Source organism: Ramlibacter ginsenosidimutans (genome assembly GCF_016654015.1).
GTDB lineage: Bacteria > Pseudomonadota > Gammaproteobacteria > Burkholderiales > Burkholderiaceae_C > Ramlibacter > Ramlibacter ginsenosidimutans.
In genome coordinates this window covers 218,810-238,875 of the sequence record NZ_JAEPWM010000004.1, presented here as the reverse complement: position 1 = coordinate 238,875, position 20,066 = coordinate 218,810, and the positions used below count along the sequence as shown (strand labels likewise).

19 protein-coding genes are annotated in these 20,066 nt (G+C 66.3%); 11 read left to right on the top strand and 8 right to left on the bottom strand.

The genetic code is table 11. From position 1 onward, the window contains the following. Window positions 1-791 precede the first annotated feature (791 nt). Window positions 792-1,295: an SHOCT domain-containing protein gene (locus tag JJB11_RS12295; RefSeq protein ID WP_201171188.1), complete on the bottom strand. Its 504-nt coding sequence runs from the start codon at window positions 1,293-1,295 to the stop codon at window positions 792-794. 573 nt (window positions 1,296-1,868) lie between these two features. Here JJB11_RS12295 and JJB11_RS12290 point away from each other — a divergent pair. The 4 genes from JJB11_RS12290 to JJB11_RS12275 all read left to right on the top strand — a co-directional run bounded on the left by JJB11_RS12290 (window position 1,869) and on the right by JJB11_RS12275 (window position 5,623). After that, on the top strand, window positions 1,869-2,606 hold the full coding sequence (locus JJB11_RS12290; protein WP_201171185.1) for a hypothetical protein: 738 nt from the start codon (window positions 1,869-1,871) through the stop codon (window positions 2,604-2,606). A gap of 2 nt (window positions 2,607-2,608) precedes the next feature. Beyond that, complete coding sequence (locus JJB11_RS12285; protein ID WP_201171183.1) at window positions 2,609-3,244, top strand: hypothetical protein; 636 nt, start codon at window positions 2,609-2,611, stop codon at window positions 3,242-3,244. Further along, the gene (locus JJB11_RS12280; RefSeq protein WP_201171180.1) at window positions 3,225-3,899 is read left to right on the top strand and encodes a hypothetical protein; all 675 of its coding nucleotides are present in this window, start codon (window positions 3,225-3,227) and stop codon (window positions 3,897-3,899) included. Before JJB11_RS12285 ends, JJB11_RS12280 begins: the two co-directional genes overlap by 20 nt. Window positions 3,900-5,350: 1,451 nt before the next feature. Then, window positions 5,351-5,623 carry a hypothetical protein gene (locus JJB11_RS12275; RefSeq protein ID WP_201171177.1) on the top strand — a complete coding sequence of 91 codons (273 nt, stop codon included), beginning with the start codon at window positions 5,351-5,353 and terminating at the stop codon, window positions 5,621-5,623. Window positions 5,624-5,790: 167 nt separating this feature from the next. Here the strand turns inward: JJB11_RS12275 and JJB11_RS12270 are convergent, their stop codons facing one another. The 4 genes from JJB11_RS12270 to JJB11_RS12255 all read right to left on the bottom strand — a co-directional run bounded on the left by JJB11_RS12270 (window position 5,791) and on the right by JJB11_RS12255 (window position 10,063). Then, the gene (locus tag JJB11_RS12270; RefSeq protein ID WP_201171162.1) at window positions 5,791-6,615 is read right to left on the bottom strand and encodes a hypothetical protein; all 825 of its coding nucleotides are present in this window, start codon (window positions 6,613-6,615) and stop codon (window positions 5,791-5,793) included. Window positions 6,616-7,204: 589 nt separating this feature from the next. After that, window positions 7,205-8,002, bottom strand: coding sequence for an HpcH/HpaI aldolase/citrate lyase family protein (locus tag JJB11_RS12265; RefSeq protein WP_207189998.1), 798 nt, complete (start codon window positions 8,000-8,002; stop codon window positions 7,205-7,207). A 32-nt stretch (window positions 8,003-8,034) separates the two neighbouring features. Continuing rightward, the gene (locus tag JJB11_RS12260) at window positions 8,035-9,168 is read right to left on the bottom strand and encodes a mandelate racemase/muconate lactonizing enzyme family protein (protein WP_201171159.1); all 1,134 of its coding nucleotides are present in this window, start codon (window positions 9,166-9,168) and stop codon (window positions 8,035-8,037) included. A gap of 4 nt (window positions 9,169-9,172) precedes the next feature. Then, complete coding sequence (locus JJB11_RS12255) at window positions 9,173-10,063, bottom strand: SMP-30/gluconolactonase/LRE family protein (RefSeq protein WP_201171157.1); 891 nt, start codon at window positions 10,061-10,063, stop codon at window positions 9,173-9,175. A 212-nt stretch (window positions 10,064-10,275) separates the two neighbouring features. Between JJB11_RS12255 and JJB11_RS12250 the strand changes: the two genes are divergently transcribed. From JJB11_RS12250 to JJB11_RS12220, 7 genes are read left to right on the top strand one after another with little or no spacing between them, the layout of a single operon-like run. Continuing rightward, complete coding sequence (locus JJB11_RS12250) at window positions 10,276-11,100, top strand: SDR family oxidoreductase (RefSeq protein ID WP_201171152.1); 825 nt, start codon at window positions 10,276-10,278, stop codon at window positions 11,098-11,100. 25 nt (window positions 11,101-11,125) lie between these two features. Next, on the top strand, window positions 11,126-11,980 hold the full coding sequence (locus JJB11_RS12245) for an ABC transporter permease (RefSeq protein WP_201171149.1): 855 nt from the start codon (window positions 11,126-11,128) through the stop codon (window positions 11,978-11,980). Beyond that, window positions 11,977-12,780, top strand: coding sequence for an ABC transporter permease (locus tag JJB11_RS12240; RefSeq protein ID WP_201171146.1), 804 nt, complete (start codon window positions 11,977-11,979; stop codon window positions 12,778-12,780). The genes JJB11_RS12245 and JJB11_RS12240 overlap by 4 nt, the downstream gene beginning before the upstream one ends. A gap of 1 nt (window position 12,781) precedes the next feature. Beyond that, the gene (locus JJB11_RS12235) at window positions 12,782-13,645 is read left to right on the top strand and encodes an ABC transporter ATP-binding protein (RefSeq protein WP_201171144.1); all 864 of its coding nucleotides are present in this window, start codon (window positions 12,782-12,784) and stop codon (window positions 13,643-13,645) included. Between the two features lie 33 nt (window positions 13,646-13,678). Beyond that, window positions 13,679-14,938, top strand: a complete 1,260-nt coding sequence (locus JJB11_RS12230; protein WP_201171142.1) for an ABC transporter substrate-binding protein — start codon at window positions 13,679-13,681, stop codon at window positions 14,936-14,938. 49 nt (window positions 14,939-14,987) lie between these two features. Beyond that, window positions 14,988-15,911, top strand: a complete 924-nt coding sequence (locus JJB11_RS12225; RefSeq protein ID WP_201171133.1) for an NAD(P)-dependent oxidoreductase — start codon at window positions 14,988-14,990, stop codon at window positions 15,909-15,911. Between the two features lie 20 nt (window positions 15,912-15,931). Further along, window positions 15,932-16,231 (top strand): DUF1330 domain-containing protein, encoded by a 300-nt coding sequence (locus JJB11_RS12220; RefSeq protein ID WP_201171131.1) that lies wholly within the window; start codon window positions 15,932-15,934, stop codon window positions 16,229-16,231. A gap of 120 nt (window positions 16,232-16,351) precedes the next feature. On the opposite strand, the gene JJB11_RS12215 is transcribed toward JJB11_RS12220, so the two are convergent. The 3 genes from JJB11_RS12215 to JJB11_RS12205 all read right to left on the bottom strand — a co-directional run bounded on the left by JJB11_RS12215 (window position 16,352) and on the right by JJB11_RS12205 (window position 20,055). Further along, window positions 16,352-17,491, bottom strand: a complete 1,140-nt coding sequence (locus tag JJB11_RS12215; protein WP_201171128.1) for a CaiB/BaiF CoA transferase family protein — start codon at window positions 17,489-17,491, stop codon at window positions 16,352-16,354. A 36-nt stretch (window positions 17,492-17,527) separates the two neighbouring features. Further along, a complete protein-coding gene (locus JJB11_RS12210; protein ID WP_201171125.1) occupies window positions 17,528-19,012 on the bottom strand; it encodes an aldehyde dehydrogenase family protein in 1,485 nt (494 codons plus the stop codon). Between the two features lie 149 nt (window positions 19,013-19,161). Continuing rightward, complete coding sequence (locus tag JJB11_RS12205; protein ID WP_201171122.1) at window positions 19,162-20,055, bottom strand: LysR family transcriptional regulator; 894 nt, start codon at window positions 20,053-20,055, stop codon at window positions 19,162-19,164. Between the last annotated feature and the right edge of the window lie 11 nt (window positions 20,056-20,066).

Sequence of the window (20,066 nt, the reverse complement as noted above, 5' to 3'; positions counted from 1 at the left end):
GCAAAGCGGCTAACCCTTCGTGTGAGTGGTGGGTCCTGTAGGATTCGAACCTACGACCTACGGATTAAGAGTCCAATCTGGAACTCCACGCCTCACGAGAATACACCGGAAAGCACCTAGCTCAAAACGACTGACCGGCGGTCTAGCGGCCGTGCCACGACACCTATCACGGAGCGCTGCGACTCGCACCAGATGGAGCTTGCTCATCCCTCGTACGTTGGGCGGATTCACAGGATGCCAAGAGCGGCAACCAGCACCGCGTTCCCTGGCAGGAGGACCGCAGTCCGCCAGTGGTTCCACCGCACCCATGATATCGGCGGCTGGAGTTGAGACCGACGTGGAGCTGCAGTCCGGCGTCCCGCTGCCTTGGGTGGGGTGGGCATACTGCGGGCCTGCAGGTCGTGCGCGTGACAACGCCTGCCGGCCTCGTGCTGCTGGCTTCCGACCAGGTTCACTACTAGGCCAACTTCGCGAAGGCCTCGCCATCCCAATCGCCACCCGGCGGAAAATGCTCGACGGATTCCGCCGCGCCAGGATCTCGCACGACCATCGGGATTGCTCGTTCCTGATTACGATCCCGCAATGATGCAGTGCTTCGCGCCCGAACCGGACGATCCGGAGCCTTCAGTGAGGCTGTGGAAGCAGTGAGCACGGCGCGACCGAGGTGAAGTCATGGGTGCGAATTGCCGCTTAGCCAAGTCGGACTCGGAAGCGTGACTCGCGAGCGAGAGCAAACCGCGTCACAAGCTGCACACACCAGCCTCCGTGACCACCGTCCCAGAGCGCGATGTTCAGCGGCCCTGGAGCAGCCGCGTCTTTTGGGCTTCAAACTCAGCGTCCGTGAGAAGACCTCGCTTCCTGAGGTCGTCGAGCTTCAGCATCTCGGAGTACAGATCCTTCGCCGGGGGAAGTGGCGGCTGACCATTAGGTGCCGTACGGTCGTCGATTATCACCTCGCTCCGCGGTGCTACGGGCACGAGACTCGTTCTGCGGACCTCAGGGTCACTCGGCTCTACAACTCGAAATTGGTACTCAATAGAAGCCCAGCACGCCGGGCAGCCACGGAGCGGTGTTTCGTGGATCACGAGTGGCACGGCCACCTTCCCCTGCTTGGCCGCGAATTCATTCGCCTCACCGATGACGTCAGCCTTCATTGCAGCCGCGTTTCCGAATATGCCGCCCTTGTCAATTCGCGTGATCATGTACGTGTCGGGCGAGAGGCTCGTCACCGGCGGATTGGCGGCGCATCCAACCAAAGCCAGACAGAGTGCGCCCGTGTACATCCAAGTCTTCATCAGCTCCTCCGATACGGGCAGTGTAGTCCGCCCACCGGGCCCTTGGACGCTGCACTCTTCGGCGATGGGAGGCCGCACGCGAGGGTGTTCGGTGCGAGTTTGTCTTGCCGGACGGCACTTTCTTGAGGTGCGCAGACCCGTGACCGTAAGCACGGCGGCGGGCGAGGCCCCATTCCGGCTCCGAAAACAGCCCTGCCCGGTCGGTAAGGAAGGTCGCGGCATTCAGTTCAGCCCCGTAATTCGGCAGCTACTAGGGGCCGGATGGGGAGGCGCCCCGGGATTTTCTTGAGGCGTGCCAAGGGGCGGTCTCTGGTACCAACTAACATGCCCATGCTGGCGCTAACAGCTAGCCTGCGTGCAGGCCGTGGGTGGCACGCCGCGAGCATATTTCGACCTGTCGATGCATACAGTGCGCATGGTGGCGCGACTACGTCGAAGCAATGGGCCTGCCGACAGCAAACTCTTCGTCGTGTGCGACCATGCTCCTCATCCTCTACGTTGGTCGACTTATCGGACCGATGCTCGGGCGCGGTTTGGTATAACCGACCTTTACCTACCTGATCGGAAAAGCGGATGGCGATCCCCATAGACGCGTGGTCAGCGGACTCGTGCAGAGTTTCGCTGTTCGTGTTGGAACCTACCAACCTGACCGCCGCCGCCGTTTTTCATACGTTGGTGGGAGAGCCGTCGAGCACAGAGTCCGTGGACCGGAAGCTCGGTCAATCCGTCGCTGCGGGGCCGTGGAACGGAGGGATGCTTCAGATTGTCTTCTCCGTTGGCCGTATCGATTTCCTGCTGACTCCTGAGCCTCCACAGGTGCCGGAGTTCGTCGTCCTTGCGCCGCCCGTATCGCAGCGCTTTCAAGAACTCACCGCCGCTGTTGGGAGCTGGTACGAAACGAGCGGTGCAGTGTGCATGCGCGTTGCGTTCGGAGCTCGGTGCTTGTATTCGACGCCGACGGTTGAGGAATCGTACAAAGTGCTAGCGGCTTTAGTTCGAACCGTGCGCGTCGATTACGCACGGTTTCGCGAGATGCGATTTGGTGTCAACTATTTGGGAAGATCCGCAGTCGACGCCGGAGCTTTAATCAATCGATTGTCGACTTGGAGCGCAATCACTCTCCGCCGCGCCGTGTTTGCACCTAGTGGAGGTGCGGTGGCGACAGGATCGGACCAGTACTTCTGCGTTTGCGAACTGGACATCAATACAGACAGTGAACGGAAGGAGCCGCTCCCGCCGCCATCGGTGTCCGCGCGAATCAATGAGCTCAGAGAACAAGCCGAGCTTGTACTAACGGAAGGCATTGAATAGACATGAGCGCTGTTTTGTCTTCTCGTCCCCTTTGGCTCACCGACAGTTCTAGCACCTCGCAATTGCTGCCGCCTGTGGGGCAGCTCGCTGACCACGCGGCTACCGTAAAGACGTCACAGCCGCTATTTTCTGCTCTGGATAGCGCCGGTCTGCATGACGAAGCATTTGTTCGGTTCTGCCAACCTGTTTCTGCAATCACGGCAGTCGCTCCGGCCATGGTTGATGTGTTCAGCGAATCCTTGAGGCTGCTTCGGGCTGCCCATGCTGCGAGAAGTAGCACTTCGATGGACGAAGAGTCCAGAGTGGTGGATGCTGCACTCAGTGTGGCTCGCACGCTGGATTCAAGGGGAGAAAGCCGCGCCGCAGCAAGAGAGATCATGTCGTTCGTCGAGGACTGCCTTTGGTTTCGAGCAATCTACGAACCGAACCAGTTGCTGATGAAAGCAGACATCGACACGATGAGCAGTCGGACGTTGATCGGTCTTATACGGTCTACGTACGTCGCTCGCAAGCGACTTCCTGCGTGGAATCGCGCTTACGCTAAGGCTTGGCTTAGAGCTAAGCAGTTGGGCGTTGCGCCGGAAGCACTGTTCGTCGGCATGCCCAAGCCCCATATAGATGCTGCACACGCCGGATAGCCTAACCACGGATTCGGACTTCTCGTTAGCTCTTGCCATTCAGCAGAACGTTCTTGGCTCCCGTCACGTCGCGCTGACATACAAGGACGATCACAAGAAATGGTGGGTGCTCCACTTAGGGTGGTATCACGAGTTGCACCACAAGGAGTGGGACCAAGACGATCTATTCTATTGGGTTGCATTTGAGGCACTTGTCCCCGAGCTCGCAGAGGCGCTAGCTGACCAAGCCGTGCTGATGGGAAACCGGTTAGCAAGCGCGAAGGTGCCGTATAGCATCGTGTACACACCAGGGCCATATTTCGATGAGGCCATGGATTACGTCAGGACGTCCGTCGGTGAAGGGCTTACTTGTTCGACGTTCATCTTGGCCGTATTCCATCGCTTTGGCATGCCTTTACTCGACGAGAGTACTTGGCCTCGGGGCCGCCCAGGGGATGCACGCTGGGGGCTTAAGCTGGCGCGCGCCATCTATAGGACGACCAAGGGGCTGGGGGTCCCAGTGCGGCACTTTTTCGAGCAGATTCGGCAACGCTGGGACCTTCGGCGCTTCCGGCCCGAGGAAGTGTGCGCGAGTGCCTCCATATTTTCGGGTGGCCCGCTCGCGTTCGATGTTGTGGAACCCCTTAGCAAAGAGTTGCTGAAAGAGCTGCCGTAGGCTGCGGTTCCACACTGCGCGGCGGACTGAAGGGCGGACGTGTCTTCGCGGTCCTGCGGCGTTGCTCGGAGCGGGCACGGTGGGCGGAGACTGTGTCCGTCGAACTAGCTGACGTGATGCGGTGAGGGTTGACCCGCAGCTAGCTGATTGCACACTCGATGCTCGAGCTAATCGGCCGCGGCGAATGCCGCCTGGCGCATGAAACGGCGCGCGTTCGTCGAGCTGCGCACCACCAACTGACGCGCGCTTCAACTCCCATCTAAACACTTCCCTGGACTCACGGACTCATCGTCCGTTTCCCGCCGGACTATGCCGGCTTCGTCGGCTCGCACAACCGCTCGCCGAAAAGTGCGATGCAGGTCGGCGCGGGCGCACGGTAGGTGCATGGTGAGTGACGGTCGGGCGCCCCGTTTGTGTCGGGTCACGGACCGTCGCCCAGGGCACCGCTGACTGCTCCTTGACGGATCGCGCGCACCCCCTTTCTGGAGGATCACACACGCCGATCGAGCGCGCGCCCTAGCCGGATAGGAGTTTGTACTGAGAGCGGGCCTGACGCGTTCCGGCGTCAGCCTAGCGCGAGCAATACCGCTGGTAATTGCCTTGAGCCTCTCCGCAGTAGAAGGCGGCCACCTCCGGAGCAGTTCGAAACAGTGGCGAATTGCAAGACTCGCGCATGGCCTCGCGAAGCTGACTGCACTGATCGGAAGCCTGCTGCATCTGCCGCCTTTGCACCTCAGCGTCCAACCGCTGCACGCATTGCGCATGCGCATCTGTCCCTTCGTGAAAGCCATAGTTGGAGCACACTTGTTTAAGTTGCTCCACGTACTGAGCCCCGGCGCTGCAGCAGACTCCGAATGTCGCAATTACCACGAACGTGCTCGTCTTCATCACGACCTCACTTTGGCGAAATTTCGCATGACACGGGCAAATGCAGAGTCCCAAGCCCGCGCTGCCCTGCTCGACAATCCTTGGGTTCGGAGGTCCTTGCTCCTGCTGCGCCACCGCTCGCTGTGTCGGAGCCTAGGTGTCGGCATGCAGAGTGATCCGGGCGATCAGAGTGTAAGTCCAGCCGTTTTCCTTCGGGGCGGGTCGGCAGCCCTCCAGGTGGAACAGCAGTTTGACCTCGCTCAGGGCCATCAACGGCCAGTGAGCACCAATGGTGGGCCTTCAGTGGCGAAGTTCGTGTGGAGATCCCGTTGCCTGCCGGCAGTGGCAGCGACGAGCGCGGACTGCAGCCGGCTAGAAGTCGGAGCGGCCGACTTCATCCAGCACGCGCGCTTCGCCTTTGATCACGAGCGCGGTCTCTTCAGTCTCCTCCGATTGGAGGAGGAGCCGCGCGGGGACGGCAGCTGCGTTACTCTGCCGGCGGCAGTCCCGCGCGGTGCGGCTCGCTGCCCATCTCGGAGGCACCCATGAGAACCGTCGCAGTCCTGACGAGCATCTGCTGCTTGATGCCACTCATCGCCGACGCACAGTCGTGGCATTACGTGCGGCCCCACATCACCAAGGACGGCACGTACGTGCAAGGGCACCAGCAGACGAACCCAGACGGCAACCGGTTCAACAACTGGAGCACGCAGGGCAACTACAACCCGTACACAGGGCAGGCGGGGACGGTGAATCCGTATTCCCAACCAGCTCCGCAGCCGCGTCAGGGTTACGTGAATCCGTATTCGTCGCACCAGTGCGGGTACAACTCACGTGGCCAGTACGTCTGCCGCTGATCACGAGACAGGTGTTCCGGCGGAGTTCAAGCCAATGTGGCGGCGTGGCGAGATCGCCTGTCTACAAGATTTCCCGCGGAGCTCCATGCCCCGGGTGACAGAACACGCCAACTCCCCTGCGCAAGCTATAACGGCCAACTGCGCGCAATCGGAAGACCGACACCCGGTCATCCGGAAGTCGCCTGAAGCTCCGCGTGAACGAGGCGGTGACAGTTCGCGCACAGGCACTCCAGCTCGTGCAGCGTGGTCGCGTGCTGCGTGGTCATGTTCGACAACGGCATAGCGGAGTGGTGCACTTCGATGCAAGCGTCGGCTGCAGGTGTGCGATAGAACCCACTCGGGTCGAACTTGCACCGCTGGCAATAAAGCTTGCCGTGCTCTTGGCGGAACTGTGCCTTCTTGGCTTGACTAAGCCCGGGCGCTCTTTCGCGAGTGAGATGTACGCGAAGCAGAGGTGAGCCCTCTATCCATTCCTGGTCGGGCAACGGGACGCCGACAGGAGGGTTTTCGTGTGGCGCGGCATTTGGCAGGCGCGACGCGATGGATGGAGAAGCGCCTTTAGCGTCAGTCCATAAAGACTGCAGCAGGTGGGCCGAATGCGGAGCAAGCTCACGCATTGACTGAAGTTGCTGACCGAGGGGTTTGGTCAAATCCAAGCGTCGCCGGGACGCGAATTCAAGCTGACCCAATATCGGCTCGAGATTTACTTCTTGAGGAACGACCCTGCGCCCGCGGCTAGCAAGTGCGTGGTACTCGGCGTCCCAAGGTGTGTAGCGAAGTACACGAGAGGCTTCTTCATAGTCCACGATTCTGGCGATCTGAATAGGGCCAATGGTGACAAGCCGAGCTCCCTTACCAGGACCGCAGATCCAAAGTACATCGCCTGGAGAACACCTGTGGAACTGGTTGCTGCCCGCGTGATACAGCGAGCCCTCCTCCACAGCGTTCTCGATTTGCTGGCGGATCCAGTAGAAAAGAAAGGCTTTGCTCATGTAGACCGCCGTTCTGCTGACAGGCCGCAGTGTATGAGCTTACGCCGCTGGCTTGCGCGCACCGCTCTGGTCCCGGTCAGGCCCAAGGCCCTGCAATCGCAATGGGCCGCCACTACTTTCGCGACAGCGATGCCTTCGGAACCGGGGAAGAGTAGTGCGACTCCCCACAACGAGTTCTGCTCCACAGTGGCGAAGCCTTACGGAACCAAGCTCAAACCGGTGGGGCGGTGGCACTGGGACGGCGACTGGTGTCATGGCGTCTCAGACACGGATGCGATGAGCTTTGTGACGCACGAATTCCCGTCAGCGGTATACGGCCGCTGTCATCGATGTCAGATTGTGAAGGCTGCTGGGGGACCACGAAGCGGACGCGTATGTCCTATGCTGATTCCTGGCGCCAAACTGGCGAGTTGGCAGAGACTAAGTCCGCCAAACTCGCACAACACTGACCGACAGATTGCGAGTCCGCCGGATTCACGTCTGCTTTCGGCGGCGAATCACCCGGTCGAGAAACGGCCCGGTGGTCTGCGAGCCGGGGTACCTCGGAAGTGAGTAGGGCGCGTCTACCACGCAAGCGCGTGCCGCTCGTTCAGCCGGCGCGCTCCAGAATGGCGCGAGCCGACGCGATCACCGGGGCATCCACCATGCGGCCGCGCACCTGGACGGCGCCGGTCCCGGCGCCGGCCGCATCGAGCACCTCGCGCGCCCACGCCAACTCCTCGGGTGAGGGGCGGAATGCCTCGTCGACGGCATCCACCTGCCCTGGGTGAATGCACAGCTTCGCGGCAAATCCGAGGGCGGCCGCGGCACGCGCGTCGTCGGCGGCCGCGGCGGGTTCGGCCACCGACGGGTGCGGCGAATCGACGGGGGCGGCAATCCCCGAGGTGCGGCTTGCGAGCACGAGCCGCAAACGCGCATGCGCCACGAGTGCCGGATGCGGAAAGGCGATGCCGCAGTCGGCGTGTAGGTCGAGCGCGCCGAGCAGCAACTGGCGTACGCCGGGCGCGCAACCGATCGCGACAGCCTCCTCCAGTCCTCGCGGCGTCTCGATCAGCGGGAAGAGGTCGACTGCGGGCCAGTTCGCGTGCACGGTGTCCAAGTCGTTGGCGTGCTCAACCTTCGGAATGACCATCCCCCCGAGCGCCAAGCCAGCGAGCGCGGCGCGGTCCTCCGCGAAGAAAGGTGACGCGATCGCATTCACGCGTACGAGGGGCCGCCGCCCTGAACCGCGCGCCCACGCGGCCACGGCTGCCCGCGCCGCGGCCTTACGCTCAGGCGCGACGGCGTCTTCGAGGTCGAGGATCAGGCGGCCGCGGCTCGCGGCCCACCCCTTGTCGAAACGCTCCGGGCGATCGCCGGGCGTGAAGAGCACCGCACCGCGCACCATGGCGGGCACGGCGCACTCGCGCGAAGCGGGCGTCACGCGGGCGGCGCCCAGGTGCGGTACGGCCCGAGCGCCTCGAGGTCTGGCTCCGCACCGAGTCCGGGCGCCTGCGGCACGGGAACCCGGCCATCCTTCACTGGCAGCAAGGTGCCCACGACGGCTTCGCGTCCGAGGTTCGGATGGCAATCGAATTCGAGCAGGCCTTCGCCGCCCACCGCGGCGAGCAGATGCAGCGAAGTGAGCACCGAGATGCCGCCGCCGAAATAGTGCGGGCAGTAGCGCTTGCCGGCTGCCACCGTCCTGCGTCCGATGTCCAGGTTGCCGCTCACGCCACCCCACTTCGTCACGTCCGGCTGGATCACCTGCAGCACCTTGCCGGCGATGGGGCCATCGAACTGGGCCCCCTGCAGGTTCTCGCCGCCGGCAAGCGGCGTCGTCGACTCGCGTGCGAGCGTTTCCCAGTTGGCCGCGGGCGCGTCGACGCGCATCGGCTCCTCGAACCAGTCGAGCCGCAGCGGCTCGATCGCCCGAACGAACGCGATCGCGTCCTGCAGGTCGTGCGTCTGGTTGGAATCGCACGTGATCACAGCGTCGGGTCCGAGTGCCGCGCGCATGGCGCGCAGGTTGCGCACATCGACGTCGTGGCCGAAGCCGGTCTTGAGCTTGAACGCACGATGGCCCTCAGCTTGGCGCGCGGCCGCGAACTTTTCGGGCTCGTCGGGATTGATGCCGGTGGCATACACCGGCACGCTCTTCACCTCGCGCGCCGACAGCAGCCGGTGCAGCGGCTGGCCCGCCTTGCGCGCGACGAGGTCCCACACCGCGATGTCGATGCCGGCGACTGCCTGCGCGATCGGCCCGACTTCGCCGGTCTGGATCACCAGCACCTCGAGCGATTTGCTCAGCTGCTGGAACAGATGTTGCGGGGAGTCGAAGCTCTTGCCGACGAGCCGCTCTCCGATGTCGACCACCAGCCGGGCGCGGTGCTCGGCGCCGACGGCGGGCCAGTTGGCCCAGGCCTCGCCCCAGCCCTCTGCGCCGTCGACGTCGCGCACGCGCACGAGCACGAACGGGCGGTCGCGGAAAGTGCCGAAGGCCACCTTGATGGGGCTCTTGACCGGGACGCGGTAGGCGAACGCTTCGACGGAAGCAAGTCGGATCGGATTCATGGGTTCACGCTTTCTCGGTTCGGGCGCCCGTGAGGGCGAAGCGAGGTTCGGGCAGGCCGCGCACGCCGACGTCGAGCGCCAGCAGCGCACCCGCGAGCGGCTGCGCCTGCAACTCTTGCGGGCTCATCTGCTGGCTTGCCGTCGTCACGTACAGGACGTCGAGCTCCGGTCCGCCGAAGGCACAGCAGGTGGGACGCGGCACGGGCATGGCGATCACGCGGTCGATGCGGCCATCGCTCGCGTAGCGCACGAGGCGGGCCGCATTGAACTCGGCATTCCAGAGGAAGCCGTCCGCGTCGACGGTCGAGCCATCCGGAAATCCGGGCGGCTCGGTGGTCGCGAGCACCCGGTCGGCACCGAGCTCGCCGGTCGCCGGGCCGTAGTCGTACGCAAACAGGGTGTAGCGCAGCGAGTCGGCGAAGTACATCGTGCCGCCGTCGGGGCTGAACGCGAGGCTGTTGGGAATGCAGATGCCGCCGCGGTGCGCACGCATCGTGCGGCCTTCCAGGCAGTACAGCACGCCTTCCGGAGCCCGCGTCAAGTTGTTCATGCTGCCGACCCAGAAGCGGCCCTGGCGATCGCAGCGGCCGTCGTTGAAGCGGTGCTCGGCCGGCATCCGCGCCGGCTCGACGAAGGGAGTCAGGCTGGCGTCGTGCGCATCGAACAGCGCCAGCTGCTGAGGCAGCGCGACGAGCAGTCGGCCATCCTCGACCAGCGCGATCGAGCCCACCAGCGCCGGCATCGGCCAGGTTTGGACGCGACCGCTCGCGTGGTCGAGCCTGCGCAGGGCCGGCTGCCGGATGTCGACCCACCACAGGCACTGCTCGCGCTCGTCCCACAAAGGGCTTTCGCCGAGGATGTCGCGCTGCGTGCCGACGCGCACGGGAGAAGTCATGGGCAGGGTCGGGTGCGTTGGTGTGGCCGCATCGTAGGGTGGCCGCCGGCGGCCCGCAATTCGGTTTGCAGCAACCGGGCGTTCGAACGGCGCGAACCCCGGGCTTGCCCGGGGTTCGCCTTTTTGCGAAGTGCGGCTTGCCCAAGTTCCAATTCCTGCAAGCGCGCATCGGCTCCTAGCATCCGCTCCACTTTCCAAACGGAGACCAGCCGATGACCATCTCCATGCCGATCCCCGGCGCGAACACCGCGGGGCAGCACCTGTTCCAGGGCCTCGCTCCCGCCTCGCTCTTCTCCCTCGAGGGGAAGGTTGCCCTGATCACGGGCGGCGCCGGCGGCATCGCCTCGGGCCTGGCGCGCGGATTCGCCGCTGCCGGTGCGCGCATCATCCTCGCCGACCGCAACGAGCTCGTGCACCAGCGCGTGCGCGAATTCCGCGCCGCCGGCGCCGACGCTCATGCGCTCGTTTTCGACGTCACCGACCAGCAGGCCGTCGCCGGCGCCGTGCAGGAAGCCGTCGCCAAGTGCGGGCGCCTCGACATCGTCGTCAACAACGCCGGCGTCATCGTGCGCACGCCTTTCCTCGAGCTGACGAAGGAGGAATGGCAGAAGGTGATCGACACCGACCTTACCGCCTGCTTCCTGGTCGCCCAGCAGGCCGGGCGGCTGATGGTGCAGCAGGGCAGCGGCCGCATCATCAACATGGGTTCGATCATGAACCACGTGGCGCGGCCGCGGCTGGTGCCGTACGTAGCGGCCAAGGGCGGCGTCTCCGCCTTCACGCGCGCGCTCGCCGCCGATCTCGCCGGCACCGGTGTCACCGTGAATGCGCTGGCCCCGGGCTACACGGCCACCGAGTTCAGCCAGGCGAACGACCAGGACTTCAACGCCTTCGTCACCGACTGGACGCCGGCCAAGCGCTGGGGGCGCCCCGAGGACATCTGCGGCGCGGCGCTGCTGCTCGCCTCGGACGCCGGTGCCTACATCAACGGGCACACGCTGTACATCGACGGCGGCTTCCTGTCCGTCACGCGCTGAACCAGCCCGCGCCATGGAGACTGCCATGAACTTCACCCACGCTTCCCACGCGCAGGCCGCGCCGGCGGGAAGCGACACGCAACGCGCGGCCGCTGCACGGCCGGGCGCCCTGCGCCGCCTGGCGCAGCAGCGCTGGTTCATCGCCGTGCGCGCCTTCGGGGTGTTCACTGCCCTCTGGTACGCGGCGTACCTGTGGAATGCCAATCCGCTGCAGCTGCCCTCGCCGGTGGCGGTGGCGAGCGCGCTGTGGAACCTGGCCGCTGGTGGCGAGTTGCTGCAGCACGCCGGCATCAGCTCCGCACGCCTGCTGATCGCGCTGGCCATCTCCATTGCGCTGGCGGTGCCGCTGGGATTCTGGATGGGCCTGAGCCCCACGGCCGAGGCCTACGTCGACCCGGTGGTCGAGCTGCTGCGGCCGATCTCGGGCATCGCGTGGCTGCCGCTCGCGCTGTTCATCTTCGGCATCGGCGACACGCTGCCCGTGTTCATCATGGTGTACGTCGGATTCTTCCCGATCCTGCTCAACACCATCTCCGGCGTGCGCCAGGTTGACCGCAAGCTGATTGCCGCTGCCAGCACGATGGGTGTCGGGCGGGCTGCGCTGCTGCGCTACGTCATCGTGCCCGGGGCGCTGCCGATCGTGATGGTCGGTATCCGCCTCGCCTTGGCCGCCTCGTGGGCCGCCATCGTGGCGGCGGAGCTGATCGGCGCGCCCAGCGGCCTCGGCTTCGCCATCGAGTGGTACCGCGAACTGCTGATGACGTCCAAGGTTTTTGCCTTCATCGCCGTGATCGGCGTCGTCGGCTACCTGTGCGACGTCGCGCTGCGCGCGCTGCAGCGCCGCCTCACCCCCTGGTCCGAAGGAACGGAGCTCGCATGAACACTTCCGCCATTGCCTTCCGCGCCGAGCCGCGCTGGCGTCCCGCCGCGCGCGCCGTCACCCTGCCGCTGGTGCTGCTCGCACTGTGGCAGGCCTGGGCCGCGACGCTGCCCGCTGACAGCCCGGCGCCGGCGCCGCTGCGCGTGGTGCACGCCGCGGTCGAACTCGTCACCACCGGCGGCCTGCTCAGTGCCACGGCGCAAAGCCTCGGCCGCGTGGTCCTCGGCTTCCTCTGCGCGCTGGCGCTGGGCGTCACGCTGGGGCTGCTGATGGGGTCGAGCCGGAAGGTCCGCGAGAACCTCGACCCGATCATCGAGAGCTTCCGCCCCGTCGCGCCGATGGCGCTGCTGCCCGTCGCCATCCTGTGGTTCGGCACCGGCACGCCGACCGCGCTGGCCATCGTGAGCTACGCCGCCTTCTTCCCGGTGGTGGTCAACACGGTGCACGGCGTCAGCCGCGTCGACCGAAAGCTGGTGCTGGCCTCCCTGACCATGGGCGTGCCGCGCCTGACCATCCTGACGCGAGTGGTCCTCCCGGGTGCAGCCCCCAGCATCCTGCTCGGCGCGCGCCTGGCGATGGGGGTGGCGTGGACCGCGATCATTGCCGCCGAACTGGCCGTAGGAGCGAAGTCCGGCGGCGGCGGCTCCGGCGGCATCGGCCAGATGATGTTCGTCTTCTACTCGTACAACATCGACCTCAACGCGATCGTCGTCTGCATGATCGTGGTGGGCGTCGTCGCGCTCCTCATCGACCGTATCTTTCGCGCCGCCGAGACCCGGCTGCTCCCCTGGAGGCATTGACATGACGACCACTCCCGCGCCCAAGCTGCACCTCAAGGGCATCACCAAGAGCTTCATCGCGCCTCGTTCGGGCCAGCAGACGCTGGCGCTGGCCGACGTGTCGCTCGACATCGAGGACGGCGAGTTCATCTGCATCGTCGGGCCTTCGGGCTGTGGCAAGTCCACCGTCCTGAACCTCATTGCGGGCCTGGACACGCCGAGCGCCGGCGTGCTGGAGAAGGACGGCAAGGCGATCGCCGGTCCCGGTGCCGACCGCGGCGTGATGTTCCAGGACTACGCGCTGATGCCCTGGCAGACCGTCCAGGACAACATCGGCTTCGGCCTGCGCCACGGCACGCCGGGCAAGCAGTTCACGCCGCAGCAGCGCGAGGAACGCATCGTTCACTTCATCGAGCTGGTGGGCCTGAAGGGCTCGGAGAAGAAATACCCGCACCAGCTTTCCGGTGGCATGCGCCAGCGCGTCGCCCTCGCGCGGCTGCTGGCCAATGGCCCCGACATCCTGCTGATGGACGAGCCGCTGGGTGCGCTCGACGCGCAGACGCGCCTGATCCTGCAGATCGAGCTGCTGCGCATCTGGGGCCAGACCGCGCCGCGCTCGCAGCGCAAGACCGCCGTCTTCATCACGCACGACATCGAGGAAGCGGTGTTCCTGGCCGACCGGGTGGTCGTCATGAGCAGCCACCCGGGCCGCGTGCGCGCAGTGCTGGACATCGACCTGCCGCGCCCGCGCGACGAGCACGTCCGCGCTCAGCCCCGCTTCGGCGAACTGAGCGAACAGATCTGGCGCCTGATCCGCGATGAAGCGTACCGCGCCATCGACGGCTCCGAACCGACGCGCACCGAGCCCGCCGAGAGCGCCGCGTAAGGCGCGGACCCCTCACCACCCAAGGAGATTTCCATGTCCAATCCGACTTCCATTTCCCGCCGCCAGCTGGTGTTCGGCGGCGCCGCGCTCGCGAGTGGCGGTGCCCTCGTCGCCGGCGGTCTGGTCGCCGCCCCCGGCTACGTGCGCGCGCAGGGGTCGCGGCGCGCGCTCAAGGTGTCGATCGGCCGCATCCCGTGGGCTGCAGGCAACTCGCCGATGACGCAGTACATGATCAACAACAAGCTGCTGGAAAAGCGTGCCGCCGACTACGGCTACGACCTGACGATCGACTGGCGCGAGTACCCGACGGCGCTGCCTATGGTGGAAGCGATGGTCGGCAACAACCTGGACATCGGCATGTGGGGCAACACGCCGATCATCCGCGCGATCTCCACGGGCCTGCCGATCAGTCCGCTGGTGGTCGGCGAAGGCCACCTTCGCTTCCTCATCACGACGCGCAAGGGGTCGCCGATCCGCAACGCGCAGCAGCTGCGCGGCAAGACGATCGGCGTGTCGCTGGGCGGAGACCCGCAGAGCGCGCTGACCGAGATGCTCAAGTACGAGCTGGGCGTGCAGGACCCGCTCAAGGACGCAGGGATCAAGTACATCAACATGCCCACCCATGCCCAGGCCGCCTCGGTGCCGACCGGAGTGGATGCCACCTGCACGATCTCGCCCGCGTACTACGCCGCGCAGGCCAACGGGACGGTTGCGATCATGAACTCCTTCGGCTACACGGAGGACTACTACGACGGCCCTGCCGGCAAGGGCGCCGGCCACCTGCTGGCCTCGGTGAAGAAGTCGCAGTTCTACCCGGACGGCTATTACCTGCACCGCTCGTTCTGGATCGGGCGCAACGGGCTGATCGAGCAGCACCCGCAGGCGGTCACCGCGTTCCTCGTCGCGCAGCAGGAGGCCGTCGCCGCGCTGTCCGCGATGGACCCCGGCGCGGTTTCGCAACTGGTCAAGCAATACTGGAAGCTGGACCCCGTCTCGGGCGCCAAGGTGGTCAAGGACGACGTGCTGTTCTCGCGCGGCTGGTCGTGGCCCACCGAGAAGGACGCGCTGGCGATCCTGGCCTCCTCGCGCTACATGGCCGGGAACAAGCAGATCGAGAAGGCGCTCACCTGGGAGCAGGTGCGAGCGCCCTTCCAGCGCACTGCGCCGCTCGTGAAGGCTGCCTACGACAAGTTGGGCGCCAAGCCGGCGGCCGCCGAATTCCTCCGTACCGACGTGCCCGACCTGCGCGGCCGCCCGGTGTGGGAGATGAACCAGTGGGGCAATCCCGCCTGAGCGGGCCCCGGTTTCCAGAGCAACCCTCCAACCTGAAAGAGAAGTGATCATGAAAGTCGGATTCATCGGCCTCGGCGTGATGGGCGCCCCCATGGCGCTGAACATCCTCAAGGGCGGCCACGAGCTGACCGTCTACGACAAGAGCCCCCAAGCGATCGCCCGCCTGGTGCAGGCGGGTGCCAAGGCAGCGAAGACGCCCAAGGAAGTCGGCGCGGCCAGCGAGATCGTCGTCACCATGCTGCCGGAGCCGCAGCACGTCGAGCAGGTGGTGCTCGGCGACGACGGCGTGATCCAGGGCCTGCGCAAGGGCGGCCTGGTCATCGAGATGAGCACCATCGACCCCCAGACCTCGCGCCGCGTCGGCGACGCGCTGCGCGCGCGCGGCATGGAACTGGTCGATTCGCCGGTGGGCAAGACGTCCGAGCACGCGGCGACCGGCACGCTCACGCTGATGGTCGGCGGCAACCAGGCCGCGATCGAGCAGGCGACCCCGGTGCTCAATTGCATGGGCACCGACACCTTCTACTGCGGCGGTCCCGGCACCGGCCACGCGATGAAGATCACCAACAACCTGCTGGCCACCACGATCATGATGGCCAACACGGAGGCGTTGGCAATCGGCGTCAAGTCGGGCCTGACGCTGGAGCTGATCCAGCAGGTGATCCGCACGACGATGGGCTGGAACCAGCAGCTGGCCGTCGCCATGCCGAAGAAGGCCTTCGTCGGCGACGACAGCCCCGGCTTCGCGATCAAGCTCGCGTGCAAAGACGTGCGCCTGGCGTGCGACCTGGCCGACAAGCTGGGCTTCGAGCCGCTGGTCGGCCGCGCAGCGCAGAAGACGATGGAGAACGCGATCGCGCAAGGCCTCGGCGACCGCGACACCGCCGCCATCATGTTCCAGCGCGAGAAGGAACTCGGGATCGAGGTGCGGCAGCAGCCGGCCGAACCCACGCCGCTGCGCAAGGCAGCCTGAAGCAGCGGAAGGAGCCGGCCATGCCCGCCTACGTCATCAACGACATGGAAGTCACTGACCCGCAGCTGTTCGAGGAATACAAGAAGCTGTCGCCGCCCACGGTGCTGCAGTACGGCGGCAAGTTCCTCGCCCGCGGCGGCCGCGCGGAGACGCTGGAGGGCGGCTGGTCGCCGAGCCGCTTGGTAGTGCTCGAGTTCCCGAGCGTGCAGCAGGCGCAGGCCTGGATCGACTCGCCCGAGTACGCCCCGGCCCGCCGCCTGAGGCAGCTGTCGTCCAACTCGAACATGATCGTGGTCGAAGGGGCAGCGCCGTCGGCGTGAGGTGTACTGCCCGACTGCGAAGCGCAGAGTGAAGAAGCCCGGCATGCCGGGCTTCTTCTTTTTGCGGGTGGCACGCCAAAAAAAGGCCCGGCCTGGGCCGGGCGTCGAAACCGACTCCTCTTAGTCTCCGCTGACCTGGACCACCTCGGGCTCGGGCAGCGTGCCGTGCTCGCCGATGCCGGGTGCGCTCGGGAATCGCGGTTCGTCCCACTCGGTCACGTAGGGCGGCGCCGGCACCTCCACGATCCTGCCGTGCACGTCCATGCGCCGCGTGCGCAGCTGCGGATGCGTGATCAGGTCGTGCACCGAGTTGATCGAGCCGTAGGCGGTCTGCGCCTCGGTGAGGCGGTCGATCGCCTCGGCATAGGTGAGGCGGCCGAACACGGCCTGCACCGCGGCTTCGAGCGCCGCGCGATTCTGCGTGCGGACCGTGTTGTTGTTGAAGCGCGTGTCGGTCGCGAGCTCCGGCTCGCCCAGGACGATGCGGCAGAAGCTGGCCCACTCGCGCTCGTTCTGGATCGACAGCACCACCTCGCGACCATCGGAGCAGATAAAGGAACCGTAGGGCGCGATGCTCGGGTGCTTCAGGCCGACGCGTTCCGGAGCGCCGGCGCCGTAGCGGGCCTGCAAGTAAGGAACGGCCATCAGTTCGGCCGCCGAATCGAAAAGCGAGACCTTCACGCCGCTGCCGAGGCCCGTGCGCTCACGTTGCAGCAGCGCCTGCTGCACGCCGATCAGGGCGTTCATGCCGGCCGTGATGTCGCAGATCGACACGCCGATGCGGCCCCACGGACCGGGCGCGCCGCTCACCGCCACCAGCCCGCTCTCCGCCTGCACCAGCAGGTCGTACGCCTTGAGCTGCTGCAGCGGCCCCGAATCGCCGTAGCCGCTGATGTCGCAGGTAACGAGGCGCGGATGCTCCGCGCGCAACTCCTCGGAGCCGAAGCCCAGGCGGGCAGCCGCCCCGGGCGCGAGGTTCTGGATGAACACGTCCGCGATGCCGAGCAGGGCGCGCAGTCGCGCCTTGTCGTCGGTGCGCGCGAGGTCGAGCACCACCGACTCCTTGCCGCGGTTGATCCAGACGAAATAGGACGACTCGCCGAAGACGGCGGTGTCGTAGCCGCGCGCAAAGTCGCCGCCCGGTCGCTCGATCTTGATCACGCGCGCGCCAGCATCGGCAAGGCGGCTGGAGCACCAGGGCGCGGCGACAGCCTGCTCCAGCGCGACGACGACGATGCCTTCGAGGGGTTTGCTGCTCATGGTGAAGGTCCTTCCTGGCTTCGGGACGAGTGCGCGTCAGCCGTAGTAGTTGACGACCGTCTTGGTCGTGCTCACTTCCTCGAGCGCGGCGAGGCCCTTCTCGCGGCCGTGACCGCTGCGCTTGGTGCCGCCGAACGGCAGCTCCACGCCGCCGCCGGCGCCATAGCAATTGATGAAGACCTGGCCCGAGACGATGCGGCGCGCCAGGCGCTGCTGCCGGGCACCGTCGCGCGTCCACACGCCGGCGACCAGCCCGAACTCGGTGCCGTTGGCGAGCGCCACCGCCTCGTCCTCGCCCTCGAATACCTGCAGCGCAAGGACCGGGCCGAACACTTCCTGGCACACGAGGGGATTGTCGGCGTTGACCGGACCGAACACCGTCGGCGGTACGAAGTAGCCGTTGGTGTGCTGCGTGGGCACCTTGGCCTGCGTGATGACGGGCAGCCGGTCACGCTTGGCGTTCTCGATGAAGTCGAGCACGCGGCGCTGCTGCGTGGCGTTGATCAAGGGGCCGAGGTCCGCGTCTTCCTCGGGCACGCCGATCCGCAGCGCGCCGAAGCGCGCGGCGAGCAGCCCGACGAAAGGATCGAGCACGCTGCGCTCCACCAGCACGCGACTGCCTGCGGAGCACGTCTGGCCCGCGTTCTGCGTGATGGCCTTGCACACGCTGGTCGCCGCTGCGTCGAGGTCTGCGTCGGCGAACACGACTTGCGGCGACTTGCCCCCGAGCTCCAGCACGACCGGGATGTGGTGGATGGCAGCGGCTTCCTGCACCAGCCGGCCCACTTCGGGCGAGCCCGTGAAGGAAACGAAATCGATGCCCGGATGGCGCGTGAGCGCGGCGCCGGCTTCCTCGCCCAGGCCGGTGACGATGTTCAGCGCTCCCGCCGGGAAGCCCGCGTCGACGGCGAGGGCGCCGAGTTCGAGGCAGACCAGGCAGGCTTCTTCCGCCGGCTTGAGCACCGCGGCATTGCCCATCGCGAGCGCAGGCGCCAGCGTGCGGCCGAACATCTGCGCGGGATAGTTCCAAGGCGTGATGTGCGCCGTCACGCCCAGCGGCTCGCGCACGACAGCGACGTTGTAGTCGTTGAGGTAGGGGATGACCTCGCCGTGCACCTTGTCGGCGGCCTCGCCGTAGAACTGGAAGTAGCGCGCGACGGCGCGGATGTCGGCGCGCGCCTGCGAGATCGGCTTGCCGGTGTCGTGCGCCTCCACCCAGGCGAGCCGCTCGCAGTGCGAGAGCACCAGCGCCGCGAAGGCCTGTAGGATGCGGCCACGTTCGGCGGCGGTGCTGCGGCCCCATGCGCCTGCGAGCGCGGCGCGCGCGGCAGCCACCGCGTCGTCGATCTCCGCGGCGCCGCCTCGGCCGAGCCATGCGAGCGGCCGGCCGGTGGCCGGTGCGGTCACGCCGATCACGGCGCTCGCATCGCGCCACGCGCTGCCGATCAGGTGGCCGTACTGCGGCTGGTGGTCGCGCCAGCGGCGCGCGTGCGGATAGAGATCGGGCTGGGCGGGCTGCATCGAGAAGCTCCTTGGGTTGCGGGCTGCCCGCGTCCTGCACGCGAGTCAACCATGGGAGCGATTCTTCGAGTTGCAGCCGCCAGCGTCCATGGGAATCTGGGCAAGCCGGACTTGTGGATTTTCGAAGCGCGCGGCCAGCGCGCATGTGATCAGGAAGGGCCCGTCGAAACGAGGTATTCGACCAGCTTGGCCACCGACGTGTTCGAGGCGCGCTCCTTCTTCACGCAGACGAGCATGTTGCGTTCGGCCCAGGACTCGGAAAGCGGCCGCACCATCAGGCCAAGCGCGCCGCCCATCACGCTGGCGCCTTCGAAGGGCAGCAGGCCCAGTCCGAGGCCCGCCTGCACCATGCGGCACACTGCCTCGAAGCTGCGCACCTGCACGCGCAGCTGCAGGGTGCGTTCCTCGATCACGGCCTGCTCGGTCAGCAGGCGCATCATCGACGCGCTCGACTCGAGCGCGACGAGGTCGTCGTCGAGCACGTGCGCAAACTTCATTTCGGGCACGTTGGCGAGCGGATGGCTCGCCGGCATCACGACGGCGATGCGATCGGTGCGGTACACGCGCGTTTCGAGCCCGTCGGTCTGCAGGCCCTCCACCACGATTCCGATGTCCGCCTCGCCGGCCTGCAGGTCGTGCACGATTTCGCTGCTCCAGCGCTCCTGCACCAAAAGGCGGACATCGGGGTTGAGCTTCTGGAAAGCGGCGAGGTCGGCGGGCAGCGACTCGGTCATGGCCGAGGTATTGGCGAGGACGCGCAGCGCCCCCTTGCGGCCATCAGCGTAATCGCGCATCTCGGCCTGCATCTCGTTGATCTCGTGCAGCAGGGCCTTCGCGTGCGGCAGAAGCGAGGCGCCGGCCGGCGTGAGCTCCACGCCGCGCGGCGAGCGCTCCAGCAGTGCCGTCTTGAAGCGGTGCTCCAGCAGCGCCATGCGCCGGCTGGCGGCGGCGAGGCCGATGTGCGACGCCTCGGCAGCCTTGGTGAGGCTGCGCAATTCGGCAGCGCGAACGAACAAGGCCAACGAATCGATGTCAGGCAGCATCCGGCACCTCG